The 26,668-nt window shown below is 62.0% G+C and carries 26 protein-coding genes; 12 read left to right on the forward strand and 14 right to left on the reverse strand.

The features are described from left to right. The first annotated feature begins 31 nt into the window (after positions 1 to 31). Together C5L10_RS07630 and C5L10_RS07635 are read left to right on the forward strand one after the other, a co-directional pair. Positions 32 to 688 (forward strand): phytochelatin synthase family protein, encoded by a 657-nt coding sequence (locus C5L10_RS07630; RefSeq protein WP_105429236.1) that lies wholly within the window; start codon positions 32 to 34, stop codon positions 686 to 688. Positions 689 to 815: 127 nt separating this feature from the next. Further along, the gene (locus tag C5L10_RS07635) at positions 816 to 2,477 is read left to right on the forward strand and encodes an alpha-amylase family protein (RefSeq protein ID WP_105429146.1); all 1,662 of its coding nucleotides are present in this window, start codon (positions 816 to 818) and stop codon (positions 2,475 to 2,477) included. Here C5L10_RS07635 and C5L10_RS07640 read toward each other — a convergent pair. Next, positions 2,474 to 3,442: a GlxA family transcriptional regulator gene (locus C5L10_RS07640; protein ID WP_105429147.1), complete on the reverse strand. Its 969-nt coding sequence runs from the start codon at positions 3,440 to 3,442 to the stop codon at positions 2,474 to 2,476. The two genes, C5L10_RS07635 and C5L10_RS07640, sit on opposite strands and share 4 nt — an antisense overlap. 120 nt (positions 3,443 to 3,562) lie before the next feature. Between C5L10_RS07640 and C5L10_RS07645 the strand changes: the two genes are divergently transcribed. From C5L10_RS07645 to C5L10_RS07665, 5 genes are all read left to right on the forward strand, one after another. Next, positions 3,563 to 4,000 carry a DUF488 family protein gene (locus C5L10_RS07645; RefSeq protein WP_105429237.1) on the forward strand — a complete coding sequence of 146 codons (438 nt, stop codon included), beginning with the start codon at positions 3,563 to 3,565 and terminating at the stop codon, positions 3,998 to 4,000. A gap of 104 nt (positions 4,001 to 4,104) precedes the next feature. Then, on the forward strand, positions 4,105 to 4,701 hold the full coding sequence (locus C5L10_RS07650) for a LysE family translocator (RefSeq protein ID WP_105429148.1): 597 nt from the start codon (positions 4,105 to 4,107) through the stop codon (positions 4,699 to 4,701). A 131-nt stretch (positions 4,702 to 4,832) separates the two neighbouring features. Then, the gene (locus tag C5L10_RS07655) at positions 4,833 to 5,564 is read left to right on the forward strand and encodes an SDR family oxidoreductase (protein ID WP_105429149.1); all 732 of its coding nucleotides are present in this window, start codon (positions 4,833 to 4,835) and stop codon (positions 5,562 to 5,564) included. A 121-nt stretch (positions 5,565 to 5,685) separates the two neighbouring features. Then, positions 5,686 to 9,072 (forward strand): ATP-binding protein, encoded by a 3,387-nt coding sequence (locus C5L10_RS07660; protein ID WP_105429150.1) that lies wholly within the window; start codon positions 5,686 to 5,688, stop codon positions 9,070 to 9,072. Further along, entirely contained in the window at positions 9,065 to 9,988 is a 924-nt protein-coding gene (locus C5L10_RS07665) for a DNA-binding response regulator (protein WP_046666697.1), read from the forward strand. The genes C5L10_RS07660 and C5L10_RS07665 overlap by 8 nt, the downstream gene beginning before the upstream one ends. Positions 9,989 to 10,110: 122 nt before the next feature. Here the strand turns inward: C5L10_RS07665 and C5L10_RS07670 are convergent, their stop codons facing one another. The 10 genes from C5L10_RS07670 to C5L10_RS07715 form a co-directional block, all read right to left on the reverse strand. Continuing rightward, positions 10,111 to 11,235 carry a branched-chain amino acid ABC transporter substrate-binding protein gene (locus C5L10_RS07670; RefSeq protein WP_046666698.1) on the reverse strand — a complete coding sequence of 375 codons (1,125 nt, stop codon included), beginning with the start codon at positions 11,233 to 11,235 and terminating at the stop codon, positions 10,111 to 10,113. A gap of 139 nt (positions 11,236 to 11,374) precedes the next feature. Continuing rightward, on the reverse strand, positions 11,375 to 11,728 hold the full coding sequence (locus C5L10_RS07675; protein ID WP_046603658.1) for a DUF6867 family protein: 354 nt from the start codon (positions 11,726 to 11,728) through the stop codon (positions 11,375 to 11,377). Between the two features lie 39 nt (positions 11,729 to 11,767). After that, complete coding sequence (locus C5L10_RS07680) at positions 11,768 to 12,496, reverse strand: ABC transporter ATP-binding protein (protein ID WP_046603657.1); 729 nt, start codon at positions 12,494 to 12,496, stop codon at positions 11,768 to 11,770. Beyond that, positions 12,496 to 13,362 carry an ABC transporter ATP-binding protein gene (locus C5L10_RS07685; RefSeq protein WP_046625208.1) on the reverse strand — a complete coding sequence of 289 codons (867 nt, stop codon included), beginning with the start codon at positions 13,360 to 13,362 and terminating at the stop codon, positions 12,496 to 12,498. The genes C5L10_RS07680 and C5L10_RS07685 overlap by 1 nt, the downstream gene beginning before the upstream one ends. Beyond that, the gene (livM, locus tag C5L10_RS07690; RefSeq protein ID WP_046635115.1) at positions 13,362 to 14,750 is read right to left on the reverse strand and encodes a high-affinity branched-chain amino acid ABC transporter permease LivM; all 1,389 of its coding nucleotides are present in this window, start codon (positions 14,748 to 14,750) and stop codon (positions 13,362 to 13,364) included. The genes C5L10_RS07685 and livM overlap by 1 nt, the downstream gene beginning before the upstream one ends. Position 14,751: 1 nt before the next feature. Beyond that, positions 14,752 to 15,654, reverse strand: coding sequence for a branched-chain amino acid ABC transporter permease (locus C5L10_RS07695; protein ID WP_038544603.1), 903 nt, complete (start codon positions 15,652 to 15,654; stop codon positions 14,752 to 14,754). A gap of 297 nt (positions 15,655 to 15,951) precedes the next feature. Next, entirely contained in the window at positions 15,952 to 16,500 is a 549-nt protein-coding gene (locus C5L10_RS07700) for a sarcosine oxidase subunit gamma (protein ID WP_105429151.1), read from the reverse strand. A 10-nt stretch (positions 16,501 to 16,510) separates the two neighbouring features. Further along, positions 16,511 to 19,468 (reverse strand): sarcosine oxidase subunit alpha family protein, encoded by a 2,958-nt coding sequence (locus C5L10_RS07705; protein ID WP_105429152.1) that lies wholly within the window; start codon positions 19,466 to 19,468, stop codon positions 16,511 to 16,513. After that, a complete protein-coding gene (locus C5L10_RS07710; RefSeq protein ID WP_105429153.1) occupies positions 19,465 to 19,746 on the reverse strand; it encodes a sarcosine oxidase subunit delta in 282 nt (93 codons plus the stop codon). Before C5L10_RS07710 ends, C5L10_RS07705 begins: the two co-directional genes overlap by 4 nt. Positions 19,747 to 19,758: 12 nt before the next feature. Next, positions 19,759 to 21,009 carry a sarcosine oxidase subunit beta family protein gene (locus C5L10_RS07715; protein ID WP_105429154.1) on the reverse strand — a complete coding sequence of 417 codons (1,251 nt, stop codon included), beginning with the start codon at positions 21,007 to 21,009 and terminating at the stop codon, positions 19,759 to 19,761. A gap of 237 nt (positions 21,010 to 21,246) precedes the next feature. On the opposite strand from C5L10_RS07715, the gene C5L10_RS07720 reads away from it, so the two are divergent. The 3 genes from C5L10_RS07720 to C5L10_RS07730 all read left to right on the forward strand — a co-directional run bounded on the left by C5L10_RS07720 (position 21,247) and on the right by C5L10_RS07730 (position 23,602). Continuing rightward, the gene (locus tag C5L10_RS07720; protein WP_105429155.1) at positions 21,247 to 22,278 is read left to right on the forward strand and encodes a DUF2793 domain-containing protein; all 1,032 of its coding nucleotides are present in this window, start codon (positions 21,247 to 21,249) and stop codon (positions 22,276 to 22,278) included. Between the two features lie 200 nt (positions 22,279 to 22,478). Further along, a complete protein-coding gene (locus tag C5L10_RS07725; protein ID WP_371411925.1) occupies positions 22,479 to 23,132 on the forward strand; it encodes a sugar transferase in 654 nt (217 codons plus the stop codon). A gap of 194 nt (positions 23,133 to 23,326) precedes the next feature. Further along, positions 23,327 to 23,602, forward strand: a complete 276-nt coding sequence (locus C5L10_RS07730) for a DUF1153 domain-containing protein (protein ID WP_018327815.1) — start codon at positions 23,327 to 23,329, stop codon at positions 23,600 to 23,602. Positions 23,603 to 23,693: 91 nt separating this feature from the next. Here C5L10_RS07730 and C5L10_RS07735 read toward each other — a convergent pair whose 3' ends face one another. Beyond that, positions 23,694 to 24,146, reverse strand: coding sequence for a paraquat-inducible protein A (locus C5L10_RS07735; protein ID WP_105429156.1), 453 nt, complete (start codon positions 24,144 to 24,146; stop codon positions 23,694 to 23,696). Between the two features lie 107 nt (positions 24,147 to 24,253). Between C5L10_RS07735 and C5L10_RS07740 the strand changes: the two genes are divergently transcribed. After that, positions 24,254 to 24,532: a GNAT family N-acetyltransferase gene (locus tag C5L10_RS07740; RefSeq protein WP_105429157.1), complete on the forward strand. Its 279-nt coding sequence runs from the start codon at positions 24,254 to 24,256 to the stop codon at positions 24,530 to 24,532. Positions 24,533 to 24,652: 120 nt separating this feature from the next. Here the strand turns inward: C5L10_RS07740 and C5L10_RS07745 are convergent, their stop codons facing one another. After that, on the reverse strand, positions 24,653 to 25,003 hold the full coding sequence (locus tag C5L10_RS07745; RefSeq protein ID WP_046603647.1) for a hypothetical protein: 351 nt from the start codon (positions 25,001 to 25,003) through the stop codon (positions 24,653 to 24,655). 423 nt (positions 25,004 to 25,426) lie between these two features. On the opposite strand from C5L10_RS07745, the gene ctrA reads away from it, so the two are divergent. Next, positions 25,427 to 26,125, forward strand: a complete 699-nt coding sequence (ctrA, locus tag C5L10_RS07750) for a response regulator transcription factor CtrA (RefSeq protein ID WP_007769464.1) — start codon at positions 25,427 to 25,429, stop codon at positions 26,123 to 26,125. A 145-nt stretch (positions 26,126 to 26,270) separates the two neighbouring features. Here ctrA and C5L10_RS07755 read toward each other — a convergent pair whose 3' ends face one another. Further along, the gene (locus C5L10_RS07755) at positions 26,271 to 26,633 is read right to left on the reverse strand and encodes a PleD family two-component system response regulator (protein ID WP_046666709.1); all 363 of its coding nucleotides are present in this window, start codon (positions 26,631 to 26,633) and stop codon (positions 26,271 to 26,273) included. Positions 26,634 to 26,668: the final 35 nt, after the last annotated feature.

The raw sequence follows: 26,668 nt of genomic DNA on the forward strand, positions 1-26,668 counted from the left end.
TCGGATCATCCTTGGCTTCGAGGATCTGGAAATGAAGCGCGGCCCATTTTTCGGCATCATCGTCGCCGCCGGCCTGGTCGCCGGAGCGGCATTTGTCGTGGTCGGCCAGACGAAAGTCCCGCCGGAAGCGATCCAGTCGTCCGTCATCCGCTCTCCCGAACTGATGGACCGAGCCTGGACATTGCCCGTGGCGGCAACCTTTGGCCGCGACGTCAGCTGGCAATCGAATGGCTCGCGATGCGGCCCCGCCAGCATTGCCAACGCGTTTCGCTCAGTCGGGGAGGAGGAAACGACCGAGGCGGAGGTTCTGGAGGGGACCGGGATGTGCTGGACCGGGCTCTGCATCATCGGCCTGACGCTGGATGAGCTTGCCGAACTCGCGCGGATGAAAACGGAACGGAAGGTATCGGTTCTGCGCGACCTGACCGCCGACGAGTTCCGCGAGCATATGAAGTACACCAACGACCCCGGTCGCCGTTACATCGTCAATTTCACGCGTGAAAAGATCTTCGGAGCCGGCGCCGGCCACCATTCTCCGATCGGAGGATATCTGGAAGCAGAGGACCTGATCCTCGTCCTCGACGTCAACGAGGACTACAAGCCCTGGCTGATCGAGCGGGAACGGCTGTTCTCGGCAATGGACACGCTCGATGGCGACAAGAAACGCGGCTTGCTTCTGATTGAATGACGGCGCCAGCGCCCTGTTTCGGATCTTCTCCGTTGCCGCATGTTGAATTTGTTCCCCCAAGGGAACATTTCTGCGCCTCACGCGCTTGCCTCCCCGGACCCGCCAACCACCCGAGGAGCTCGAACCCGTGATCAACGACCTCTGGTATAAGAATGCCATCGTCTATTGCCTCTCCGTCGAGACCTTCATGGACGCCAATGGCGACGGGGTCGGGGATTTTCAGGGGCTGCAGCGGCGGCTGGACTATCTCTCCGGTCTCGGCGTCAGCGCCATCTGGCTGATGCCGTTCCAGACCTCGCCCGGCCGGGACGACGGCTACGACGTGTCCGACTACTACAATGTCGACCCGCGCTACGGCACGCTCGGCGATTTCGTCGAATTCACCCACGGCGCCAAGCAGCGTGGCATTCGTGTGCTGATCGACCTCGTGGTCAACCACACCTCCAACGAACACCCCTGGTTCCAGGACGCCCGCAGTAATCCGGAGTCCCGCTATCGCGACTGGTATATCTGGTCCGACAAGAAGCCGGCGAATGCCGACGAGGGAATGGTGTTCCCGGGCGTGCAGAAAACCACGTGGACCTATGACGAAAAGGCCAAGCAATATTACTTTCATCGCTTCTACGAGTTTCAGCCGGATCTCAACACCTCCAATCCGCATGTGCAGGCGGAAATCCTCAAGATCATGGGCTTCTGGATCCAGCTCGGTGTTTCCGGTTTCCGCATGGATGCCGTGCCCTTCGTGATCGCCGAAAAGGGTGCCGAGGTGAAAAAGCCGAAGGAGCAGTTCGACATGCTCCGGGTTTTCCGCGAATTCCTGCAATGGCGGCTCGGAGATTCGATCATCCTTGCCGAAGCCAATGTCGTGCCGAAGGAGAACCTCGCCTATTTCGGCGATGACGGCGACCGCATGCAGATGATGTTCAACTTTCACGTCAACCAGGCACTGTTTTATGCGCTCGCCTCCGGAGACGCCCGGCCCTTGGCGAAAGCGATCGTCAATACCAGCGATCGGCCTGAAACGGGACAATGGGGCATGTTCCTGCGCAATCACGATGAACTCGATCTGGGTCGCCTGACCGAAAAACAGCGCCAGAAAGTGTTCTCGGAATTCGGGCCTGACAAGAACATGCAGCTCTACGACCGCGGCATCCGACGGCGGCTGGCGCCGATGCTGGAGAACGACCGGAGGCGCCTGGAACTCGCCTACAGCCTGCTGTTTTCGTTGCCCGGCACGCCGGTCCTGCGTTATGGCGACGAGATCGGCATGGGCGACGACCTGTCGTTGCCGGAGCGCAACTGCGCCCGTACGCCCATGCAATGGTCGGCCGAGCCGCATGGCGGCTTCACCAAGAACGACAAGCCGGTCCTGCCGGTCATCAGCGCAGGGCCGCTCGGCTTTGAACATCTGAACGTCGCGAAGCAGCGGCGCGATCCCAACTCGATGCTGAACTGGACGGAACGCCTGATCCGCATGCGCAAGGAAGTGCCCGAGATCGGCTGGGGCGCTTGCACCGCCCTCAACACCGGAGACAACGGCGTGCTGGCGCTCCGCTATGACTGGCGCGACAATTCGGTGCTGATCGTCCACAACCTGCATTCGAGGCCGGTCGAAGTCACGTTCGTGGTCGGTGTCGGCGAACACGGCGATCTGCTCATCGATATCGCGGACGGCGGCAACAGCGAGGCGGACGCCAACGGCCGGCACCGGCTCCTGCTCGATGCATATGCCTCTCGCTGGTTCCGGGTCGGCGGTCTGGACTACCTGCTGCGGCGCAAGGAGGTCTAGCCTAGCCGCCCGCCCCTCACCTCGCGCACACCGTGGCCTGTCCTTTGCCGCAGCAATGCCCGCAACGTAACGCCATCCGCATAACCGACGAGTGAGGCGATTTCGTTGGGGCTCTTGTCGCTGGTCTTCAGGAGATGCACGGCGCGCTCGACACGGAGATCCTGGAAATAGGAGAGCGGCGTCTTGCCGAGCACCTGCTGCATGCGCCGCGCCAGCGTCCGCTTGCTGGCGCCGACCGCATCGGCCGCGTCGTCCAGCGAAAACCCCTCCCCCAGACGACCGCGTGCCCAACGCTCGAAACGCTGCACCAGCGGATCGGAATGAGAAAGATGGTCGGTGATCACGTAAGCCGACTGCGATGGCCGATTGTCGACGATGAGGTAGCGCGCCACAAGGCCGGCAAGCTCCGGGCTCACCTGCCGTACCAGCCAGAGCGCCATGTCCATATGGCCGAGTGCTGCGCCCGCCGTCACCAGCGAGCCGGATTTCACCAGCATGTGGCCGTCTTCCAGGTGCACGGAGGGATAATGCTGGCGGAAGAGCGGCGCGAGCCACCAGCTGGTCGTCGATTTCTCTCCGTCGAGAAGGCCGGATTCGGCCAAAACGAACGTGCCGATACAGGCGGCGGCAATATTCATGCCCGCCGCCTTGGCCTCGCGCAGCACCGCCCCCGCATCGCGGATGTCGGGACGGCCGAGGGCGGGCACCAGCACGTCCGGCATCTTGCAGGCGATCGCCGGCACGACCAGCCAGCTGCCGGCCTCCGGATCGAAACTCCCGGAGATCGGCACGGCAAGCCCGTGCGCCGTCTTCACCTGTCCACGCACGCCGATCACCGACACGTCGAAGGCCGGCACATCGAGCGACAGCATCGCCGCAAGCTCGTTCGCCATGGTGAACACGTCGAGCATAGTCGACAGACCGGTATCGAAGACGGGATCGAGTGCGAGGAGCTGGAGTTTCATGGCAAGAACACTATCAACAATGTCAATATTGACAATAGGCAACCGAGCCCGCGTGGGGGACTATCAGCCTCGAAAACGTCGCCTGACCGAGCCCGTTGCGATAAGAAGAGACGCATGAGCATGGATGTCACCACGATCGGCTTCACCAAGACGACCGCCGAAGATTTCTTCGGTCGCATCAGGGCGGCCAGCGTCAAGCGGGTCCTGGACGTGCGACTCCACAACACCTCGCAGCTTGCCGGGTTTGCCAAGTCCGAGGACCTCGCCTTCTTCCTGAAGACGATCTGCGGCGCCGGTTATGTGCACGAACCGCTGCTGGCGCCGACCGAGGAGATCATGACCGCCTTCAAGAAGCAAAAGGGCGACTGGACGATTTTCCAGAACGATTTCATGGGTCTGATGGCGGACCGCCAGGTGGAAAGTCACCTGACGCCGGAAGCCTTCGACGGTTCCTGCCTGCTCTGCTCCGAAGACACGCCGCATCATTGCCACCGCCGGCTCGTCTGCGACTACCTGAACGGCAAATGGGGCAGCAAGCTCAGCGTCCGCCACCTCTAGAATCTCGCCGCCGCCGGAATCTGGCCGCCGCCAGAATCTCGATTGAACAACCAGACGCCCTGACGCCGCCGGGAGCAGTCTCCCCGCGTGGGAGACCCTTTGCCATGGCCTTTGAAACCATTCTTGCAATCGCCCTTTTCTCGCTTGTCGGCTCGGTTTCGCCCGGGCCGAGCAATTTGATGCTGCTTGCCTCGGGCACCAATTTCGGCTTCCGGCGCACCGTGCCACAGATCCTCGGTATCACCATCGGCCTTTCATCGGTGCTGCTGGCGGTCGGCTTCGGCCTCGGCGCCCTGCTGACGGCTTATCCGCCGCTCGCATTGGCGTTGAAGATCGCCGGCGGCGCCTACCTGCTCTACCTTGCCTGGCGGATCGCCATGTCCCGCTCCGTCCCCAACGGTGACGCGAGCGCCGCCCGTCCCCTCACCTTCCTCGAATCCGCAGCCTTCCAGTGGGTGAACCCCAAAGCCTGGGTCGCGGCGCTGACTGCCATGGCCGCCTATGCCAGCGCCGAAAACCCCTTCGTGTCGGTGGTGCTGATCACGCTCGTCGTCGCCATCGTCAACCTGCCGAGCGTCGCCGTCTGGGCCGGCTTCGGCGTGGCGCTTCGGCGGTTCCTGTCCGATCCGGCGCGGCTCAAATGGTTCAACATCGTCATGGCGCTACTGCTGGTCGTAACGCTCTGGCCACTCTTGAAATAGCAGCAGATGCAGGCTCGGACGATCGTGCAAGAACTGCGGAGGACCTTGATACCGGTCGGCCGCACATCCGCGGCATAGATCCCCTGCCCGCAGCGGCATGCCGCCGCTGCCTGCCACAGAGGATCAGCAACATGACTCACATCACTGAAAAGGTGGTTCTTATCAGCGGCGCCAGCAGCGGCATCGGCGAAGGCACGGCGCGCACTCTCGCCGCGGCCGGTGCCAAGGTCGTGCTGGGTGCCCGCCGCACTGATCGGCTGGAAGTACTTGCGGAAGAGATCGCCGCGGCCGGCGGCACCGTGCGAATTCGCCGGCTCGACGTCACCGACCGGCAGGACTTTCAGGCGTTCGCGGAATTCGCACTTGCCGAATTCGGCCGCATCGACGTCATCGTCAACAATGCCGGCCTGATGCCGCTGTCGCTGATGTCGTCGCTCAAGGTCGAGGAATGGGACCGGATGATCGACGTGAACATCCGCGGCGTGCTCTACGGCATCGCTTCGGTTCTGCCGATCATGAACGGCCAGGGGTACGGCCAGATCATCAACATCTCGTCGATCGGCGGCCTCGGCGTGGTGCCGACCGCGGCGGTCTATTGCGCCACCAAATACGCGGTGCGGGCAATCTCCGACGGACTGCGCCAGGAGAACGACAAGATCCGCGTCACCTGCGTCTATCCGGGCGTAGTGGAGTCCGAGCTTGCCGGCACGATCACCGATCCGGTCGCGGCGGACGCAATGAAGACCTATCGCAGCGTCGCCCTGACGCCCGATGCGATCGGCCGCGCTGTCCTGCATGTGATCGACCAGCCTGAAGACGTGGATACAAACGAGATCGTGGTGCGTCCGACCCGCACCATGTGACCGGCTTCCAGGATGCGGTGGGGATTTACCGCACCGCATCATACTCTGCTTGCAAAACGCCGCGCCTCAGCCGAAAGTGCACAATTGACGGTCTTCCCTCAGAAGGTGCTAGAAATTAGGCATGGCAGCGCGGCAACGCATCATTCCCGTTCGGCGTGAATACAATCGTTGGGTCGCCAACCAGACGCTGGAGGACTACGCCCTCCGTTTCACCGCCAAGAGTGCCCGCCGGTTTTCCTCCAGCCGCATTTCCCAGACCGCCATCGGCGCCATCTCCTTCCTGGCGCTGGAGGCGATCGGCGGCACGATCACGCTTTCCTACGGCACCACCAACGCAATTTTCGCGATCGTCGCGGCCGCCATCGCCATGCTGGCGATCGGCTGGCCGATCAGCCGTTACGCGATCCGCCACGGCGTCGATATCGACCTTCTCACCCGCGGCGCGAGCTTCGGCTACATCGGTTCGACCATCACCTCGCTGATCTACGCGAGCTTCACCTTCATGCTGTTTGCGATCGAGGCCTCGATCATGACCGGCGCGCTGGATCTCGCCTTCGGCATTCCGCCGTGGATCGGCTATATCATCAGCGCCGTGGTGGTGATCCCGCTGGTCATCTACGGCGTGCAGCTGATCTCCCGCTTCCAGCTGATCACCCAGCCGTTCTGGATCATCCTCAACATCCTCCCCTTCGTGTTCATCGCCTTCATGGACTGGGAGAAGTTCGATCTCTGGCGCGCCTTTGCCGGTATCGGCCACTCGAACGCCGAGGTGGCCGGTCCGGCGCCCTTCAATCTGGTCGAGTTCGGCGCGGCCTCCGCCGTCATCCTCGCCCTGATGCCGCAGATCGGCGAGCAGGTCGACTTCCTGCGCTTCCTGCCGCCGGAGGGCCTCGACAAATGGCGGCACCGGTTCGCCGTTTTCCTCGCCGGCCCCGGCTGGGTGGTGGTCGGCGTGCCGAAGCTTCTCGCCGGCTCTTTCCTGGCGGTGCTGACGCTATCGACCGCCGTGCCGATCCGCGAGGCGGCCGACCCGGCACACATGTATTTCGCGGCCTTCGGCTACATGATCCCGAACGATACGGCCGCCCTGCTGCTGATGGCGGCCTTCGTGGTCGTTTCGCAGCTGAAGATCAACGTGATGAACGCCTATGCGGGCTCTCTCGCCTGGTCGAACTTCTTCTCGCGCCTTACCCACAGCCATCCCGGCCGCGTCGTCTGGTTGGTGTTCAACGTGGTGATCGCGCTGCTCCTGATGGAGCTCGGCATCTACCGGCTGCTCGAAGCGACGCTCGGCATCTTCTCGATCGTCGCCATGGCCTGGCTCTGCACCATCTCGGCCGATCTGATGATCAACAAGCCGCTCGGCCTGTCGCCGGAAGGCATCGAGTTCAAGCGCGCCCATCTCTACGACATCAACCCCGTGGGCTTAGGCTCGATGTTCGGCTCGGCGGCGATAGCGCTCGCCGCCCATTTCGGCCTGTTCGGCCCGTTGATGGCCTCGCTCGCCACATACCTGACATTGGTCGCCTTCCTGATCTCGCCGGCGCTCGCCTTTGCCACCAGGGGCAAATTCTATCTCGCCCGCAAACCGCGCCAGAGCTGGAAGAGCGTTGGCTCGATCACCTGTTCCATCTGCGAGCACCCGTTCGAGCACGAAGACATGGCCTGGTGCCCGGCCTATGCGGCGCCGATCTGCTCGCTCTGCTGCTCGCTCGACAGCCGCTGCCACGACATGTGCAAGCCGCATGCACGGCTCAACACGCAGGTTGGGGCCGTCGCCCGCTCCTTCCTGCCGGACAGCGTCATCACCCGCCTGATGACCCGTCTCGGGCGTTACGCGACGACGGCTGTGCTGTCGATCTCGGCGATCGGCGCAATCCTCGGAATGATCGCCTATCAGGTCAGCCAGGCAACCCCGGTCAATGCCGAAGTGATTTTCGGCACGGTGCTGATCGTCTTCTTCGTCTTTGCGATCATCGCCGGCATCGTCTCGTGGTTCTATGTGCTCGCCCATGACAGCCGGGTGGTGGCGGAAGAGGAATCCTCCCGTCAGAACACGCTGCTGCTGAAGGAAATCGCCGCCCACAAGAAGACCGACGCGGCGCTCCAGGAGGCCAAGGAGACGGCCGAATCCGCCAACCGCGCCAAGAGCCGTTACGTCGTCGGCCTTTCCCATGAGCTGCGAACGCCGCTCAACGCCGTGCTCGGTTACGCCCAGATCCTCGAGCGCGACGACACGATCCCGGCACCGCGCCAGTCGGCGATCAAGGTCATCAAACGCTCCGCCGACCACCTGTCGGGCCTGATCGACGGTCTGCTCGACATTTCCAAGATCGAGGCCGGCCGGCTGCAGGTCTATTCCAACGAGATCAACATCCAGGATTTCTTGGACCAGATCGTTGAAATGTTCGGTTTGCAGGCGCAGGCCAAGGGTCTGACCTTCGAGCACGAGCGCGCCCGCTCCCTGCCCCAATATGTCCGCACCGACGAAAAGCGACTGCGCCAGATCCTCGTCAACCTGCTATCCAATGCGATCAAGTTCACCGACGAGGGTACGGTGAAATTCGAGGTCGCCTATCGCAGCCAGGTCGCTACCTTCACCGTTTCCGATACAGGCCGGGGCATTGCCGAAAAGGATCTCGGCCGCATCTACGAGCCCTTCCAGCGCGGCGAGGCGGAAAGCATCAGGCCGATGCCCGGGCTCGGTCTCGGCCTCACCATCACCCAGCTCCTCACCAACACGCTCGGCGGCGAGATCGCTGTCGCCAGCACCAAGGGCGAAGGCTCTATCTTCAAGGTGCGGCTGATGCTGTCCGCCATCGAGCGGCCGAACACCGCGCCGGCGGCGGAGAAGAAGATCGTCTCCTATACCGGCCCGCGCCGCACCATCGTCCTCGTCGACGACAATGAGGACCACCGCGACCTGATGCGCGAAGTGCTGGTACCGATGGATTTCGTCGTGCTGACCGCCAATAGCGGGCCCGACTGCCTGACCCTCATCGAGGGCGTGACGCCGGACCTGTTCCTGGTCGATATTTCCATGCCCGGCATGAGCGGCTGGCAGCTCGTCTCCCGGCTGCGCGAGATCGGCCAGGTGGCACCGATCGTCATGCTCTCGGCCAATATCGGCGACGGCTTCGCCACGCATTCCGGCGACGAGGGCCACAACGACGCGATCGCCAAACCGGTCGATATCCGCAGGCTCGCCGACAAGCTCGCCGCCCATCTCGGCCTCGTCTGGGTCTATGAGAATGAAACGGTGATTCCAGCGGTTGTCGGCCCGAAGAAACCGATCAAAAGTCCGGGGACGAACCATGTCCAGGACCTTTTGCGGCTCGGCGAAATCGGCTACGTGCGCGGTATCGAAGCGAAACTCGCCGATCTCGCCCGGGAGGAGGAACACCGCCCCTTCACGGAAGAACTCGGCGCCTACGTACAGGCATTCGATCTTGCCGGTTATATGAAATTCCTGAGCCGCCTTGAGGCAGAAAGGACGAGTGATGGCTGAAACTGCTCTGCCGCGCGATATCGTCCTTCTTGTGGATGACAGCCCCGAAACGCTGGGCTTCCTCACCGAAGCGCTCGAAAAATCCGGCTTTTCGGTGCTGATCGCCACCGCCGGCCAGTCGGCGCTCAACATCGTCGAGCGTATCACCCCGGATCTCATCCTGCTCGACGCTGTGATGCCGGGCATGGACGGTTTCGAGACCTGCCGGAAGCTGAAGACCAATGGGGGCATCGCCCAGGTGCCAGTCATCTTCATGACCGGCCTCACCGAGACCGAACACGTCGTCAACGCCCTTGATTCCGGCGGCGTCGATTATCTGACCAAGCCGATCAATATCGACGAACTGCGCGCCCGCATCCGGGTGCACCTCTCCAATGCCCGTTCGGCCCAGAGCGCCCGTGTGGCGCTCGACGCCGCCGGCCGCCATCTGCTGGCGGTCAAGGCGAGTGGCGCGATCCACTGGTCGACCCCCCAGGCGACACGGCTGATCAATGCGGCGACCAATAGCGACGACGGGCTCGACATCGTTTCGCGCCGGATTTCAACCTGGATGGACGAGCGCGACAAGCCGGGCTTTGCCCGCGACGCCGCCTTCGCCCTCGTCCAGAACGGCCAGGCGAGCCTGCAGTTCTCCTTCCTCGGCGCGATCGGCGCGGACGAACATCTCTTCCGCCTGACGGCCGCCAACAAGCGCCCCGACGACGAGGTGCTGCGCCAGCATTTCCCCCTGACACAACGGGAATCCGAGGTGTTGCTGTGGATCGCCAAGGGCAAATCGAACCGCGACATCGCCGATATCCTCGGCCTTTCGGCCCGCACGGTGAACAAGCATCTGGAACAGATCTATGTGAAGCTCGGCGTCGAGAACCGCGCGTCGGCAGCCGTCAAGGCGGCACATGTGCTGCACGAGATGTGAGTTCCCTCTCCGCAGTATTCAGCTTGCTCCACCTCCCGCGGGGAGAAGAGGAGAATCCCCCAAACGCAAAGAAGCCCGGCTTTTGACCGGGCTCCTTCTAAGATACGGTTGCCGATAACGGCTCAGCCCTGCGGGAAGTAGCTGTACTTGCCGTCCGGACCCTTCTTCCATTCGTACATGATGTAGCCCGGGATCTTCGGGTCGCCCTTTGCGTCGAAGGCAATGTCGCCGAGAACGGTCTTGAACGGACCCTTTTCATGCAGCACCTTGGCAACGGCTTCAGCGTCGTCGGCCTTGCCGGTTGCCTTGATGCCGGCAGCGATGACCTGCACGGCTGCGTAGGAATACAGCGTGTAGGCTTCCGGGTTGAAGCCGGCTGCCTTGAACTTGGCAACCAGGTCCTTGTTGGCCGGGTTCAGCGTCGGGTCGGGGCCGAAGGTGTTGAGCGTGCCTGCGACGGCGTCGCCGGCGATCGAAGCCAGTTCGTTGGAGACGATACCGTCACCCGAAACGAGCGTAGCCTTGAGGCCCTGGTCCTTGGCCTGGCGGATGATCAGGCCGGCTTCGGTGTGGAGACCGCCCCAGTAGATGATCGTGACGCCGGCTTCCTTCATCTTGGAGATGAGCGCCGAGAAGTCCTTGTCGCCGACGTTGACGCCTTCGCGGATAACTTCCTTGAGGCCCTTGGCGTTCATTGCCTTCTTGGTCTCTTCGGCAAGGCCCTGGCCGTAAGGCGTCTTGTCGTCGATGATGGCGATCTTGGCAGTTTTGAACTTGTCGGCGAGGTAAGCGCCGGCAACGCCGCCCTGCTGGTCGTCACGACCGCAGGTACGGAACACGTTCCACAGGCCACGCTCGGTGAAGACCGGGTTGGTCGCAGCCGGGGTGATTTCGAGCATGCCGTTTTCGGCATAGACTTCCTTGGAAGCCGGAATCGAGACGCCGGAGTTGAAGTGGCCGACCACGTACTTGACGCCGTCGGATGCAAACTTGTTGGCAACCGAGATGCCCTGCTTGGGGTCCGACACGTCGTCGCCGAGGACGATCTTGATCTTTTCGCCGTTGATGCCGCCAGCGGCATTGATGTCGGCTGCGGCCTGTTCGGCACCCTTCTGGAGCTGCGCACCGAAGGCGGCGTTCGGACCCGTGAGCGGACCGCCGACGCCAATAACGATGTCGGCCCATGCGCTACCGCTGAAGGCGACCATGGCCGTCAGCGCAACCGCGGAAAGAAGAGACTTCTTCATCGAGTTACTCCCAATTTTTTAGGTGAGCTGATTTTTCGAAACCGGGCGCAATACCCACCATCACTGCGCCGGAAATGTTCCACTCTAGGTTACTTATGGTTTCAACCCGAGCTAATCTGAGGGCAGAAAAGTTCGGCTGTCAATCTTTCTTCTTGAAGGAGAAAGCGGAAGCAGGCTCGTAGAGCCAATAGTAATTCTGCACCATCTGGCGCGTCCGCCGAATGCGGAATCCGGCGCTCGAAAAGACGAGCAGGATGGCCACGTCAATGATGTAGTAGAACGGGCTGATGAATGGCCCCTGGAACAGCGCATAGTGCAGAAAACGCATCGCCACGCCGAGTAGCAGCGTATAGACCACCACCGTCGTATAGCCGTTCCAGCCCTCGGCGGCGGCCTTGCCCGAGCGCCATGCAGTCCAGAAACCGATGATCAGCACAAGGAAACGCAAGAGGTACCGCACGCCGCTGTCGCTTTCGAAAAACAGTCCCTGCATCCTAAATTCCTCCGGCTGCCATTAGTACAACCTTAACGATCAATGCCGTCCACCTTCAAGGTAAGCGGCGCGCACTTCCGGATTGGCGAGAAGCTCTTTTCCGGAGCCGCTCATCGTCACCTTGCCGTTGACCATCACATAGCCACGGTCGGAGAGTTTCAGTGCCGCGAACGCATTCTGCTCGACCAGGAAGACGGTCAGGCCCTCTTCCTGGTTCAGCTTCTTGATCGCCTCGAAAATGCCCTTGACGATCAGCGGCGCCAAGCCCAGCGAGGGCTCGTCGAGCAAGAGCAGCTTCGGCCGCGCCATCAGCGCACGCCCGATCGACAGCATCTGCTGCTCGCCGCCCGAAAGCGTGCCGCCGCGCTGGCTCTGGCGCTCCTTGAGGCGCGGGAAGAGCGTGAAGATCTTCTCGACGTCCTCGTTGAAGTATTTGAGGTTGTCGAGGCCGGCCCCCATCTGCAGGTTCTCGTAGACGGTCATGCGCGGAAAGATGCGCCGGCCTTCGGGAGACTGGGCGATGCGGCGGCGTGCGATCAGGTGCGTCGGCAGCTTGGTGATGTCCTCGCCGTCGAAGATGATCGAGCCGGTTCGGGCCTGCGGGCTGCCGCAGATGGTCATCATCAGCGTCGACTTGCCGGCGCCGTTGGCGCCGATCAGGCTGACGATCTCACCCTTGTTGACTTCGACATCGACGCCTGCGAGTGCACGGATATTGCCGTAGTAGGTCTCGACAGCCTCGACTTTCAGAAGGTTCTCGGCCGCCATCAGTGATTGCCCCCCTCGAGTTCTACCGCAATCACCTCTTCCACCTCGTCATCCTCGACGCCGAGATATGCGGCGATCACTCGTGGGTCGTTCTTCACATGGTCCGGCGAGCCATCGGATATCTTCTGGCCGTATTCCAGCACCACGACATGGTCGGAAATCTCCATGACCACCGACATGTCGTGCTCGATCAGCAGGATCGAAGCGCCCTCGTCGCGGATCAGGTGCAACAGCGCGTTGAGCGCCGCAGATTCGCGCGGGTTGAGGCCGGCAGCCGGTTCGTCGAGGCACAGCAGTTCCGGGTTGGTGCACATCGCGCGGGCGATTTCGAGCCGCCGCTGGGCACCGTAGGGAAGGTCGCCGGCAGGGTCGTCGGCACGATCTGTCAGATCCGCCTTGTCGAGCCAGTATTTCGCCTTTTCGATCGAGGCATCGACGGCCCTGTTATAGGCCGGCAGACCGAGGAGCCCGAGGATCGTGTAGCCCGAGGCCTTCATCAGGGCATTGTGCTGCGCGACCAGCAGGTTTTCGAGAACCGTCAGGCCCGAGAACAGGCGGATGTTCTGAAACGTGCGGGCGACGCCGGCCAGCTTGGGAATCTCGAAGTCGCGCAGGCGTTCCAGCAGGAATTCCTTGCCGTCCCTGCGCTGCAGGGTGAGCATTCCCATGGTCGGCTTGTAGAAGCCGGTGATGCAGTTGAACACCGTCGTCTTGCCGGCGCCGTTCGGCCCGATCAGCGCGGTGATCTCGCCGCGCCGTACCTCCAGCGAGAGATCGTTGATGGCCATCAGGCCGCCGAACTTCATCGACAGGTGCTCGACCTTGAGGATCGTATCGTTCGTCATTGTCGTCGTTCCGAGAGCCATCAGCCGTGGCCCTCCTTGGTAAAGCTTCCGGAGACCGCCCTGCGCTCCTTGAGGAAGGCCGTCGGTTCTCGCGATCCGACGAAGCCCCGCGGCTTGAACAGCATGACGATGATCATCGCCAGGCCGAAAAGCAGCATGCGGTAGAGTTCAGGCGTGAAATCCGGTCCGAACACGACCTTGAGGAAGGACATTTCGCGCAGCACCTCGGTGCCGCCGACCATCACCACCGCGGCGATCGCGATGCCTGTCAGCGACCCCATGCCGCCGAGAACGACGATTGCCAGGATCACGGCCGATTCCAGGAAGACGAAGCTTTCCGGCGAGACGAAACCCTGGCGGGTGGCGAAGAAGGAACCCGCGATTCCCCCGAACATTGCGCCGGTCGCAAAGGCGGTCAGCTTGGTGGTGACGGTGTTGATGCCGAGCGAACGGCAGGCGATCTCGTCCTCGCGCAGCGCTTCCCAGGCCCGGCCGATCGGCATGCGCCGAAGCCGTATGGTGACGTAGGCGGTGAGCATGCAGAGCGCCAGGATGATGTAGAACAGGAAGATCTTGTAATAGACCGAGGAAGCCGACAGGCCCCAGGCCTTGACGAAGCTGTTCGCGCTGCCGGTATCGAAGGACCAGATGCCGAAGAACGAGGCCTTGGCGATACCCGAAATCCCGAATGTTCCCTTGGTCACATCGGTCCAGTTGATCAGCACCAGGCGGATGATTTCCCCGAAGGCGAGCGTCACGATGGCGAGATAGTCGCCCCTCAGCCTCAGAACCGGGAAGCCGAGGATGATCCCCCAGAGTGCCGCGAGAACGCCCGACATCGGCAGGAGCAGCCAGAAGGACAGGCCGAAATAGGAGGACAGCAGCGCATAGGAATAGGCGCCGACTGCATAGAAGGCGACGTAACCGAGGTCGAGCAGTCCGGCGAGGCCGACGACGATGTTCAGGCCCCAGGCGAGCATCACGTAGATGAGGATCTGGATGCCGAAATTGTCGACATATTTCAGCGAGCCCTGCTTGCCGACGATGAGCAGCGACAGGAAGGGATAGACCAGCAGGAAGATCAGCGCGATCTTGAGGAAATGCCGGTGGAAGAAGCTCTTCTGCTCGGAAATTTCCAGAACGCCGCTCTTTGCCTTGGCGAGCTTGCGACGGTCGATATGCGGCTTGATGAACCCGACGGTGAGGAAGCGGCTGACCGCCGCTACCAGCACGAAGATCGCCAGAAGACCCCAGCGGGTGCGCCAGACGAGCGCGTTGTTGATGTCCTGATAGGTCTCGACGCCGACGAACAGCAGGAACATGAAGAAGGAGATGACGCCGGCGAAAATGCCTTCCCGCACCGCCTTGGCAAGTACGTTCGGATGACCGGTTTCGGTTGCAGCTGTCATGTTACACCTTCTCCACTTCCGGCCGGCCGAGAATGCCGGTCGGCTTGAAGATCAGCACGAAAGCGAGGATCGCGAACGTGGCGACGTCCTTGTAGGCGATGGAGAAATAGGCCGACCACAGCGACTCGATGAGGCCGATCAGCAGCCCGCCGAGAACGGCACCCGGCAATGACCCGATACCGCCGAGAACCGCTGCGGTGAAGGCCTTGACGCCCGGGATGAAGCCATCGTTGAACGAGGCGACGCCGTAATACATCAGGTACATGCCGCCGGCGACCGCCGCGAGCGCTGCACCCATGATGAAGGTGATCGAGATCGTCCGGTCGACGTCGACGCCGAGCAGCGCCGCCATCTTGCGGTCCTGCTCGGTTGCCCGCTGGGCGCGGCCGAGCGGCGTCTTGTTGACGATGTACCAGAAGGCGAACAGAAGCACCGCCGTGATGATGACGATGAGCACCTGCTTCAGCGAGATGGTGATGCCGCCGATATGGAAGACGTCGGTTACCATCGGCGGGATCGGCTTGTTGCGCGGCCCCTGCGTCACCTGGATGAAGTTGGACAGCACGATCGACATGCCGATCGCGGTGATCAGCGGCGCAAGCCGGAAGGATCCCCGCAAAGGCCGGTAGGCGACCCGCTCGATCGTCCAGTTCCACAACCCCGTCATCAGCATGCCGACGAGCAACATCAGCAGCAGAAGCAACGCCACCGGAATGCCGGCGAAGAAGGAGGTTGCGATCAGGAAGACGATGAGAGCGGCGAAACCGCCAAGCATGAAAATATCGCCATGGGCGAAGTTGATCATGCCGATGATGCCGTAAACCATCGTATAGCCGATTGCGACAAGGCCATAGATGGATCCAAGAGTCAGCCCGTTGATGAGCTGCTGGATAAAATACTCCATATATTTTCCCCTGGATGCGATCCCGGAAGGGCCGCATCTCGTTTATTTGGCCCTTGCGGGTTCTTACGTTCTTTGGCGCATTCCATAACGTTTTCGTAAGGAATGGGAAGACAAAAAGCCGCGATATCGACAAAATCGCAGCACTTCTCAACAATCTGACAACACAAAGATCAGAAATTCCAAAAAACCGGCAGCTTCTGTCGAAAAATTAGCCGGTACACCCGGTTTGCGAAATTAAAGATCGTCCTGCGGTTAACGTTAAATTCAGATTCGACCCTCGCCCTGCAGGCTCAGCGCTCAGTCCACGAAGCCGCGGGTCAGCGCATGCTCGCGGCCCATCTCCATCAGTTCCTCGAAAACCGATCCGGCAAGCGAGCGCGGCACGATAATCTCGAACGTGTCGGCACCGGTGCGAGCGACATTCGCCTCCGCATGGCAGCACAACATCGCCGCGGAATGGCCCTCCGCGAACACCTCCGGATGCAGGTCGATCGCTACGCATTTGGCGAGAATCGTTCGCACGCTCGGGCCGGAGATTTCCATGAGCACGCGGCCGTCGCTCTGATCGACGAAGGACGCTCCGGCGATCCCGGACAGCATGCCGGCGACCATCCCGGCTCCGACCGTCCGCGATACGGCCAACCATTCGGACGCGCTGCAGAAGCGCGGCGCCGCATCCCCGGCATTCCACAGGGCTTCGGCGACTGCCGTCTCCTGGCCCTCGTGGGCGAGAACCGAGAAGATCACCGGCCGGCGAATGATGGAGAGATGGTTCGGATTGGGATCCGTCTCGAAGCCAGAGATATGATCCTCGAGGACATGCCGGTGGAGAAGATTGGTCGACATCAGGCAGCCCTCAGAGATGCAGTTTGCTGTTTTCGGGATCGACGAAGACCGGCGGGCAGACTTGCGCGAGCACTTCCGAACCGCGCAGCCCGTCCCAGACCATCACCCGTTCGCCGATCCGCTCGCGCCCGGACTTCAGCATGCCGAGCGCGATGAAATGCCCGAGCGTTGGCGAAAAGCAGGCCGACGAGACGAAACCCTGGTCGTTCGCCGTCGACGGCTTTGCACCTTCCTTCAGGAGATGCGCACCGGCCTTGATCTCCTTGTCGGCCTCGATCGGCTTCAATCCGACGAGCTGCAGCCGATCCGCGGCTGTCAACCCGAATCGCATCGAGAGCCGCTTGCCGATGAAATCCGGCTTCTGCATCGCCATCATCCGGCCGAGCCCGACATCGTCTGCGGTGGCGCGGCCGTCGAGCTCGCTGTGGGTGACATGGCCCTTCTCGACGCGCAGCACGTTGAGCGCCTCGACGCCATAGGCGCAGATCCCCTCTTCATGTCCCGCATCCATGATCGCGTCGGCAACCGCCTCGCCGTAGCCGGCGGGCACCGCAATTTCGTAGGCGAGCTCGCCCGAGAAGGAGATGCGGAACAGCCGCGCCTTCAGCCCGTCGCGCAGCATCACCTCCCTGGCGGCGAGGAAGGGGAAGGCAGCATCAGAAATATCGTCCTGCACGACGCGGCTCATGATGATTCGCGCCTTCGGTCCGGCGAGCGACATCTGCGCCCACTGATCCGTCGTGGAGACCAAGCGCACGTCGAGCTCCGGCCAGAAGGTCTGTGCCGAGAATTCCAGATGCGCGAGCACGTCCGCGGCAAAAGCCGTCGTTGTGGTCATGACATAGTGGTTTTCGGAAAGCCGGCTCACCGTTCCGTCGTCGAAGACGATGCCGTCCTCGCGCAGCATCAGCCCGTAACGTGCTCTTCCGACCGGCAGCTTGAGAAAGCTGTTGCAATAGATGCGATCGAGGAATTCCGCCGCGCCCGACCCGAATATCTCGATCTTGCCGAGCGTGGAGACGTCGCAGAGACCGGCATGGGCGCGAACGTTCAAGACCTCCCGGTCGACGCTTTCCCGCCAGGTCTTTTCGCCCTCCTGCGGGAACCAGGCGGAGCGGTACCAGAGACCTGATTCGACGAAGGTCGCGCCGTTCTTTCTCGCCCAGCCATGCAGCGGGGAGGTCCGCACAGGCGCCGCATGCTCGGCCCGCGCAGTGCCTGCCAGAGCGCCGAACGAGACCGGCGTGTAGAACGGCCGGAAGGTGGTGGTGCCGATCTCGGCCGGCGATACGCCACGCATGCCCGCGACGATGCCGGCCGTGTTGACATTGCCGAGCTTGCCCTGGTCGGTCGCCATGCCGGCGGTCGTATAACGCTTGGTGTGCTCGATATGGCGGAAGCCTTCCCTCTGGGCGAGACCGAGGTCGCCGACATGCACGTCGTTCTGGAAATCGACGAAAGCCTTGTCCCGGGCACCCGGCACATACCAGAGCAGCGCAAAGGACGGATCGTATTCACCCTCGACCTCAGGCGTTTCGAGCGGGCCGACCAGCCTGCCCAGTGCGTCGAGTGCGGCATGGGCCTTGGCCGAACCATCCTTCAGGCAAGCCCCGAGCGACACCTGGCCGGCAGCCGAGCCGGCAGCCGCAAAAGCGCCGCCGACGTCGGGCGCCAGAAATGCCTGTTTCTCGTCGGACCACACGGGCTTGGCGCCGCGCTGGCACATCAGATGCACGATCGGCGACCAGCCACCGGACATCGCCAGCGCATCGCAGCCGATCACCTCCTCGAAGCCGGAGCGCTCGGCGATCAGCCCCTCGATTCGGTGGCGTCCCCTGGTCGCGGTGACCGAGCCGCTGCGGATGACGCGAACACTCTCGGGCACCGGGTCGGCCGATTGCGGCCGCGCGTCGATGATCGCGGTGACGTCGATACCCTGAGCGAGGAGGTCGGCGGCTGTCCGGTACCCGGAGCCGCCATTGGTGAAGACCGCGACCCTGCCGCCGACGGCAACGCCGTAGCGGTTGAGATAGGTGCGCGCAGCCCCGGCCGTCATCACGCCCGGCTTGTCGTTGCCGCCGAAGACGAGCGGCCTCTCTTCGGCACCGGTGGCAAGGATCGCCTGCTTGGCGACGATGCGCCACAGGCGCTCCATCGGCAGGTCCGGCGATGGCGAGGCGACGTGTTTCTGCACCTGCTCGACGGCGCCGAACACCATGTCGTCATACCAGCCGAACACGGTCGTACGCGCCATCAGCGTCACGTTCGGCAGCGACGCCAGTTCCTCGACGACGTCAGCCGCGAATTCCGTAGCCGGCCGGCCGCCGACCGTGGCGCTTTCCGACAGCAGCGAACCTCCGAACCTGAAGCCGTCGTCCGCCAGGATGACCCGGGCCCCGGCCCGGCCGGCGGCGAGCGCCGCCATGAGACCGGTCGGCCCCGCACCGATTACCAGCAGGTCGCAATGCGCCCAGGATTTTTCGTAACGGTCCGGATCGGCCTGCATCGTCGCCTTGCCGAGCCCGGCGGCACGGCGGATCAGCGGCTCGTAGAGCTTTTCCCAGAGCACGCCCGGCCACATGAAGGTCTTGTAGTAGAAACCTGCGCCGAGAAACGGCGAGAAGAGATCGTTCACCGCGCCGAAATCGTGTTTCAGCGACGGCCAGCGGTTCTGGCTCGTGGCAGCGAGGCCATTGTAAAGCTCGACCGTCGTCGCACGGGCATTCGGCTCGGCCCGCGCGCCGGACCCGATCGTCATCAGCGCGTTGGGCTCGGCGGACCCCGCCGTCACCACGCCGCGCGGGCGGTGGTACTTGAAGCTGCGTGCCATCAGCATCTGATCGTTGGCAAGCAGCGCCGAGGCGAGCGTATCGCCGTCGAAGCCCTTGTAGCCGCGGCCGTCGAAGGTGAAGGTGAGCGACTGGCCGCGATTGATCGCGCCGCCGGACCCGAGACGATAGGAGGTCATTCGTCAGCTCCCGCGCGCTCAAACTCCGCGGCATCGGCCACGCTGAAAACCTCGTGGGTGAGGTTGTCCCGCTCGACCACCAGAAAACGGCGGCAGCCGGCGACGTGATGCCAATACTCCTGATAGCGCCCTTTCGGATTGTCCCGGATATAGACGTAACGGTGCCAGACCTCGTCCCTGGCGGTCGGCGAAGGGCGTTTCGGCGCGGCGGCGCCGCGGATCGAAAACTCTTCCTTGGGTCTGGTACCGCAATGCGGACAGGTGATCAGGCTTGCCATGGGGGATCTTGCTCAGTGGAGGTTCGGCTGGGGGCCGCGGCCCGCTTCGTCGATCGTGTAACCGCGCTCGAACCGGTCGAGCCGCATGAAGCGAGTGACGTGATGCGTCTCGTTCTTGGCGATCAGGTGGGCGAAACAGAAACCGGAGGCCGGCGTCGCCTTGAAGCCGCCGTAACACCAGCCGCAGTTCAGATAGAGATTGTCGATCGGCGTACGGTCGATGATCGGCGATCCGTCCATCGACATGTCCATCACCCCGCCCCAGCTTCTGAGCACCTTGGCACGCGATAGGCCGGGGATCAGCGACACCCCCTCCTCCATCGTGTGCTCGACGGTCGCCAGATTGCCACGCTGCGCATAGGAGGAATAAAAGTCGATCTCGGCCCCGAACACCAATCCGCCCTTGTCCGACTGCGATATGTAGAAATGGCCGGCGCCATAAGTGATCACATGGTCGACCACCGGCTTCAGCCCTTCCGAAACGAAGGCCTGCAGCACATGCGATTCGATCGGCAGTTCCAGATCGGCCATCCGCCCGACCGTCGTCGTGTTGCCGGCGGCGGCGAGCGCCAGCTTGTTACAGCCGATGAACCCCCTGGTCGTCTCGACACCGGTGACGAGACCATTTTCGCGGCGGATGCCGGTCACCTCGCAATGCTGGAGCAGATCGACGCCGCGAGCGTCCGCCCCACGGCCGTAACCCCAGGCGACCGCATCGTGCCGCACCGTACCGGCGCGCTTCTGGTAGAGCGCCCCCATGATCGGGAAACGGGCGTGGTCGAAATTGAGATAGGGCGCTTTTCTACGCACCTGCTCGCGGTCGAGAAGTTCGGCATCGATGCCATGGATGCGCATGCCGTTACCCCTGCGGGCATAGGCGTCCCGCTGGCCGTCGGAATGGAAGAGGTTGAGCATGCCGCGCTGTGAGACCATCGCGTTGTAGTTAAAATCCCGCTCCAGCCCTTCCCACAGCTTCAGCGAAAATTCGTAAAACGGATTGTTGCCTTCAAGCAGGTAGTTGGAGCGGATGATCGTCGTGTTGCGCCCGACATTGCCCGACCCGAGATAGCCCTTTTCGAGCACGGCGACATTGGTGATGCCGAATTCCTTGGCCAGGTAATAGGCGGTCGCCAGCCCGTGCCCGCCGCCGCCGACGATGATCACGTCGTAATGCGGCTTCGGCTGCGGTTCGCGCCAGGCCGGCTTCCACATCCGGTTGCCGGACAGCGCTTCCTTGAAGATCGAATAGGCCGAATAACGCATGCTTTTCCCTGTCTCTCGCCGCGCTCACATTCGCATATGCGAGACAAAGGACAAGCGCAATCAGGACATCGAAAAGCCCGCATGCGACGAAACGCCCAGGCGTTGCGCCAAAGGCACGGCGCGTCGAGGTGGGCACGTTTCTCAAGGACCGCTTCAGGTTTTTCAAAGGCTTGGCGGCTTCCACCTCCCCGTCTCCGCCATCGGCCTTAGACTCCGGGCGACCGAACGGAGACAGCCATGGCCGATACGACCGCAAATCTGAACATGCCCTTCATCCTGCCTTCTCAGGCGCAGAAACACGTGACCCACAACGAGGCGCTGCTGCGGCTCGATGCGCTGGTGCATCTGACGATCGTCGCGGAACTCGAGAGCCCGCCGGGCACATCCGAAGAAGGCGCCTGTTACCTGGTGGCGACCGGAGCGACCGGCGTCTGGGCCGGCAAGGCGGGACGTGTCGCTTCCTGGCAGGACGGCTACTGGGCATTCACGATCCCGCGCGTCGGCTGGCGGGCCTGGTTCGCCGCCTCCGAAAAGCTCAAGGTGTTCTCCGGCACGCTCTGGCAGGACATCCCCCTGCCCGCCATCGGCCGCGTCGACGAGCTCGGCATCAATGCACCGCCCGACAATACCAACCGGCTCACGCTCGCCTCCCCGGCAAGCCTGTTCAACCACGCCGGCAACGGCCACCAGATCAAGATCAACAAGGCCGCATCCACCGACACGGCCTCGCTGCTCTTCCAGTCGAACTGGACGGGTCATGCGGAAATGGGCCTGGCCGGCAACACCGAGTTCTCCGTCAAGGTCAGCGACGGGACGACATGGAAGACCGGACTGTCGATCTCGCCCAGCGGCCGTGTCTCGCAACCCAACCAGCCGGCCGCCCGCGTTTACCGCGCCGGCACGAGTTTCACCCCGACCGCCGGCCAGCAGAGCGGCTTCACCACGCTCGCGCTCGATCGCGGCGGCTTTTCGCTGGGCGTTGCGGTCGGCGGCGGCGGCAACCGGCTCGTGGTGCCGGCCGACGGCGTGTACCTCGTCGCCCTCAATCTAGCGGTGCTCTCGTCGTCCGGCCATGCGACCAGCCTGATGCTCAATGCAACGCAGACACTTATTTTGATGAATGGCGCCGCCGGTGGAGCACAAATGCAGTCCGCAACGGGAATTTTTTCCTTTTCCGCCGGGGATTACCTGACGCTCGGGCATGCCGGAACGGCACAACTGGAATTGGGCGCCGGAAAAACAGAGTTATCTTTGGCAATGCTGCAATAACAGCAATCCCTAAAATTCTATTCATCCTTAACAGACGGTTAACTTGGCTGATGACTCCGGGCCGGAGGTATTCTATCAAGAGTTGCCGCCGCCCAGAGGGCGTCGGGCGTGGGGTGGGGTGGCTGGTTTTGAGTGTTCCTGATCTGCATGACGACACCACCGACGGGTCGAGCGGCTGGCGGCACATCGAGCCGCCACCAATCCTCATCCGGCATTGGGGTTTATCCCACAAATCCAGCGGCAGCCTTCGAACGCAGCTCGCGGCAAAACGGGCGATCGACATCGGCGTCTCGCTTTCGGCACTGATCCTGCTCCTGCCTCTGATGCTGCTCGTCGCGCTGGCGATCCGCATCGACAGCGACGGGCCTGCGCTCTTCACCCAGATGCGCTGGGGCAAGGGCGGTCGCAGGTTCCGGGTCTACAAGTTCCGTTCGATGCGCACCAATCTCGGCGATGCGCGGGGGATAACCCAGACGGTCAGGGACGATCCGCGTATCACCCGCGTCGGCGCCCTCATCCGCAAGGCCAATGTCGACGAACTGCCGCAGTTGCTGAATGTCCTGAAAGGCGACATGTCGCTGGTCGGCCCGCGCTGTCACGCGATCGACATGCTGGCGGCCGGCATTCCTTACGAGAGCCTGGTTGCGGATTATCATTGCCGCCATTCGATGCGGCCGGGCATGACCGGCCTGGCCCAGATGCGCGGTCTTCGCGGGCCGACGGACCGCCCCGGCAAGACGCGCGCCCGTATCGCATGCGACCTGTATTACATCGACAATTTCTCTATTTTCCTCGATCTGCGCATCATGCTCGGCACGCTGCTCGCCGAACTTCGGGGCGGCAAAGGCTTCTGACCACCCGCTTTCAAGCGACCGCCCGATCGCCGAAACACCTTCTTTTCCTGGAAAATGAGCCCTTTTCGCCCTGCCTTGGGACACGCGGCGCGATTGTTGCCACAGTGGGAACAAATGCTGCTGCCTGTTTAGTCAAATATTAAAACTGGGCAGCTAGGCTCACCGACGTGGTCTTGCGTTGTGTAGAGAGTCCAATGACCGAAATGATACGTCCCCGAGTAAAATATGTCATCGGCCCCGATGGCAGCCCCCTGACGATCGCCGACCTGCCGCCGGCCAATACGCGCCGCTGGGTCATCCGGCGCAAGGCAGAGGTGGTAGCCGCGGTTCGCGGTGGCCTGTTGAGCTTGGAAGAAGCCTGCGAACGTTACACGCTTACCGTCGAGGAATTCCTGTCCTGGCAGTCCTCCATCAACGATCACGGCCTGGCCGGCCTGCGCACCACACGCATCCAGCAATATCGCCACTGACGCCGAATTCGTGGGCGTCAAGCCCGCACAGGAAACCAAAAGGTGCCGCTGCAACGAACGCAACGGCACCTTTCGGTTTCTGAAAGACGGCTCAATTCTGCCCGGATCCGATCCGGGACAGCGACGGCAGAAGCCCGGCGATGAGGGCTGAAGCGGCATAGAACCAGAGGCCCGGCTGCGAGACCGCAACAGCAAGGCCGCTGCTCTTCGCCGCAAATACCACGATCGCCACCAGCATCACGTCCATCATCGACCATTTCGAAAGATGCGGCATCGCGCGGCGGAAAAATCCTGCCTCCGCCACACGTCCGGAAAGCTGCGCTGCCAGCCCCGCCAGCTTAACGATCGGAAAAACGATCGAAAACAACCCGACCACCAGCGACAGCGCCAGATCTCCCTCCCGGAAAAGCGCCGCGACGAGTTCCAGCAGGGACGGCGTTTCGCTGAAGAAATAGAGCCGCTCGAGCCGGATGATCGGCAAAAAGAGCCCGAGCGCCAGAAAGATCGCGGCCAGCGCGAGAAGAAGCGGCCGCAGCCAGTTCATTGCTTTCTCCGTTGACGATGTGTCACCCTCGGTGGGACAGCCTTGGCTATTTCCCTTCGGCCCTCCCCGTATTACACCATCGGCGAACGGACAAAAGCGGGACCATCATGAATATTACTTTGGAAGAGACACGGTCGGGCGGTCGTTATGTCGCCGAGGTCGAAGGTCATTTTGCCGAAATGACGTATTCGCGCGCATCTCCGGAACTTGTCATCATCGATCACACCGGGGTTCCGGATGCGCTTCGCGGCAAGGGCGTCGGCCAGGCGCTGGCCCTGCATGCGGTCGAGGAAGCCCGCAAGGGCGGCTGGAAGATCATCCCGCTCTGCCCGTTCTTCAAGGCGCAGGCGGAACGCCATCCCGACTGGCAGGATATCCTTCGTTAACACGGGATGCCGGGCCCGAATCACAAACGTTAACGACCACTAAAAATACGGAAATGGGGCCCGGCACCGCGGCACCGCCCCAGATTATGACATTTCCGTCGATGATGCCGCCCGACTTTGTTAAGCCCGGGCGCGCATTCCGCCATCGCGCTCTTCGAGCGCCGAAGCCTTGGCGAATTCTGCTTCCGCTTCCTCGAGCGCCAGTTCGGCGCTTTCCTCCTGGACCTTCAGCTCGCGAATCGAGACCTGAAGATTGTCCGCGCGCTGGCGGGCTGCCTTTGCAAAGGTCGGATAAGCGAAGTGATTCCGGTCGGTAATCCCGGATTTCTTCTCTTCCAGAGTGATCTGATGCTCGAGTTCTTTAGACATTCTCTCGAATTCGGCCATCATCATCTGCAATTGCTGCAGTTGACGGCGCTTTTCGGTGACCTGAAAGCTTTTCAGGCGAACCATGCTGTCACGCGACTTCATACGCAATACTCCGTGGATAGCGAGACCCAGGCCCGTGTATCCGGATTGGTACACTCAGGATCAAAAAATTCTCGCGGCGTTAATAAATTAAGGCTCGCGTTAACCTTTCGTTTACGGGCATCATTAATGATAAACCGGATCGTTTAAGGGTCGGTAAATGCCAGGGCCTAAATTGGCCGCGACAATGTATGAGTCGAATGAATCACTTAGCGGAATTTCCTCATCCGCGGGTTCAATCCTGGTGATGGCCAAACTTGAAGGGAAAACAGGTTGCTACTAATCTTGCTTAACGAAATCATGAACCTTGCCAGGTTGAATCATAATTTGTTAACCATTTAGTGGCAGCTTCCAAATCAGGCTCAGTCTGGATCCGTATCGAGTAAGGGGGCAAAGATACCTTACGCGGCGGTAAAGGGGAAAAATATGCGGGTTCTACTCATCGAAGATGACAGCGCGACTGCCCAGAGCATCGAGCTAATGCTGAAATCGGAAAGCTTCAACGTCTATACGACCGACCTCGGAGAGGAAGGCGTCGACCTCGGCAAGCTCTACGACTATGATATCATTCTCCTCGACCTTAACCTGCCCGACATGTCGGGCTATGAAGTGCTTCGCACTCTGAGGCTTTCGAAGGTCAAAACACCGATCCTCATCCTGTCCGGCATGGCCGGCATCGAAGACAAGGTCCGTGGTCTCGGTTTCGGCGCCGACGACTACATGACCAAGCCCTTCCACAAGGATGAGCTGGTCGCTCGCATCCATGCGATCGTCCGCCGTTCCAAGGGTCACGCACAGTCGATCATCGTGACCGGCGAACTGATCGTCAACCTCGACGCCAAGACTGTCGAAGTCGGCGGCCAGCGCGTTCACCTGACGGGCAAGGAATACCAGATGCTGGAGCTCCTCTCGCTCCGCAAGGGTACCACGCTCACCAAGGAAATGTTCCTGAACCACCTTTACGGCGGTATGGACGAGCCGGAACTGAAGATCATCGACGTCTTCATCTGCAAGCTGCGCAAGAAGCTCGCCAATGCGGCCGGCGGCGCAAACTATATCGAAACGGTCTGGGGCCGCGGCTACGTGCTGCGCGAACCCGAGGCGGAATACGCCGAAACCGCCTGAGCTGCCTGAAAATCCCCTTATCGAAAACGTCCGCCTGGCTGCCAGGCGGACGTTTTGTTTTGATCCGCCTGCGGACCCAAAACGAAACGCGAATCGGCAACCATGCAGGCTGCCGCCAGTCGAGTGGATGCATCGGCTTTGAGAATCAGGCGGCCTGCGCCAGGGCCGAGAAGACCGAAGTCAGGATCTTGCGATCGAACGGCTTCAGCAGGAAATCATCCGCGCCGGCGCGCTTGCCGGCCATCATCTTCTTCAGGTCCGCTTCGATGACGCAATAGAAGATGCGGATGCTCTTGCCGTTCGGCATCGCCCGGATGGTGCCGATAAGTTCAAGCGCGCCTTCCAGCGCTGCATCGATGATCAGGAAATTGGGAAGCTCGGCATTGCAGCGCGTCGCCGCCTCGCGCGCAGTGCCGGCCTCGATCACGAGGAAGCCCAATTCCGACAGGATTCGCTTTCCGACCGTGCGTACGATGTCCGATCCATCGGCAATCATTAAACGCTGCATCGTATCCCCCTGACGCTGAACCCGCTCTGGTTCCG

This window comes from Neorhizobium sp. T6_25 (assembly GCF_002968555.1).
Classification (GTDB): Bacteria; Pseudomonadota; Alphaproteobacteria; order Rhizobiales; family Rhizobiaceae; genus Neorhizobium.

What these genes read in the sequence shown, in the direction of transcription:
- C5L10_RS07745 (WP_046603647.1), bottom strand. Translation starts at nt 25,003, where the DNA reads ATGAAGTCGCGTGACAGCATGGTTCGCCTGAAAAGCTTTCAGGTCACC.
- C5L10_RS07645 (WP_105429237.1), top strand. Translation starts at nt 3,563, where the DNA reads ATGGATGTCACCACGATCGGCTTCACCAAGACGACCGCCGAAGATTTC.
- C5L10_RS07670 (WP_046666698.1), bottom strand. Translation starts at nt 11,235, where the DNA reads ATGAAGAAGTCTCTTCTTTCCGCGGTTGCGCTGACGGCCATGGTCGCC.
- C5L10_RS07685 (WP_046625208.1), bottom strand. Translation starts at nt 13,362, where the DNA reads ATGGCTCTCGGAACGACGACAATGACGAACGATACGATCCTCAAGGTC.
- C5L10_RS07720 (WP_105429155.1), top strand. Translation starts at nt 21,247, where the DNA reads ATGGCCGATACGACCGCAAATCTGAACATGCCCTTCATCCTGCCTTCT.
- C5L10_RS07650 (WP_105429148.1), top strand. Translation starts at nt 4,105, where the DNA reads ATGGCCTTTGAAACCATTCTTGCAATCGCCCTTTTCTCGCTTGTCGGC.
- C5L10_RS07700 (WP_105429151.1), bottom strand. Translation starts at nt 16,500, where the DNA reads ATGTCGACCAATCTTCTCCACCGGCATGTCCTCGAGGATCATATCTCT.
- C5L10_RS07655 (WP_105429149.1), top strand. Translation starts at nt 4,833, where the DNA reads ATGACTCACATCACTGAAAAGGTGGTTCTTATCAGCGGCGCCAGCAGC.
- C5L10_RS07735 (WP_105429156.1), bottom strand. Translation starts at nt 24,146, where the DNA reads ATGAACTGGCTGCGGCCGCTTCTTCTCGCGCTGGCCGCGATCTTTCTG.
- C5L10_RS07740 (WP_105429157.1), top strand. Translation starts at nt 24,254, where the DNA reads ATGAATATTACTTTGGAAGAGACACGGTCGGGCGGTCGTTATGTCGCC.
- C5L10_RS07705 (WP_105429152.1), bottom strand. Translation starts at nt 19,468, where the DNA reads ATGACCTCCTATCGTCTCGGGTCCGGCGGCGCGATCAATCGCGGCCAG.
- C5L10_RS07730 (WP_018327815.1), top strand. Translation starts at nt 23,327, where the DNA reads ATGACCGAAATGATACGTCCCCGAGTAAAATATGTCATCGGCCCCGAT.
- C5L10_RS07715 (WP_105429154.1), bottom strand. Translation starts at nt 21,009, where the DNA reads ATGCGTTATTCGGCCTATTCGATCTTCAAGGAAGCGCTGTCCGGCAAC.
- C5L10_RS07710 (WP_105429153.1), bottom strand. Translation starts at nt 19,746, where the DNA reads ATGGCAAGCCTGATCACCTGTCCGCATTGCGGTACCAGACCCAAGGAA.
- C5L10_RS07665 (WP_046666697.1), top strand. Translation starts at nt 9,065, where the DNA reads ATGGCTGAAACTGCTCTGCCGCGCGATATCGTCCTTCTTGTGGATGAC.
- C5L10_RS07695 (WP_038544603.1), bottom strand. Translation starts at nt 15,654, where the DNA reads ATGGAGTATTTTATCCAGCAGCTCATCAACGGGCTGACTCTTGGATCC.
- C5L10_RS07660 (WP_105429150.1), top strand. Translation starts at nt 5,686, where the DNA reads ATGGCAGCGCGGCAACGCATCATTCCCGTTCGGCGTGAATACAATCGT.
- C5L10_RS07640 (WP_105429147.1), bottom strand. Translation starts at nt 3,442, where the DNA reads ATGAAACTCCAGCTCCTCGCACTCGATCCCGTCTTCGATACCGGTCTG.
- livM (WP_046635115.1), bottom strand. Translation starts at nt 14,750, where the DNA reads ATGACAGCTGCAACCGAAACCGGTCATCCGAACGTACTTGCCAAGGCG.
- ctrA (WP_007769464.1), top strand. Translation starts at nt 25,427, where the DNA reads ATGCGGGTTCTACTCATCGAAGATGACAGCGCGACTGCCCAGAGCATC.
- C5L10_RS07680 (WP_046603657.1), bottom strand. Translation starts at nt 12,496, where the DNA reads ATGGCGGCCGAGAACCTTCTGAAAGTCGAGGCTGTCGAGACCTACTAC.
- C5L10_RS07630 (WP_105429236.1), top strand. Translation starts at nt 32, where the DNA reads ATGAAGCGCGGCCCATTTTTCGGCATCATCGTCGCCGCCGGCCTGGTC.
- C5L10_RS07755 (WP_046666709.1), bottom strand. Translation starts at nt 26,633, where the DNA reads ATGCAGCGTTTAATGATTGCCGATGGATCGGACATCGTACGCACGGTC.
- C5L10_RS07675 (WP_046603658.1), bottom strand. Translation starts at nt 11,728, where the DNA reads ATGCAGGGACTGTTTTTCGAAAGCGACAGCGGCGTGCGGTACCTCTTG.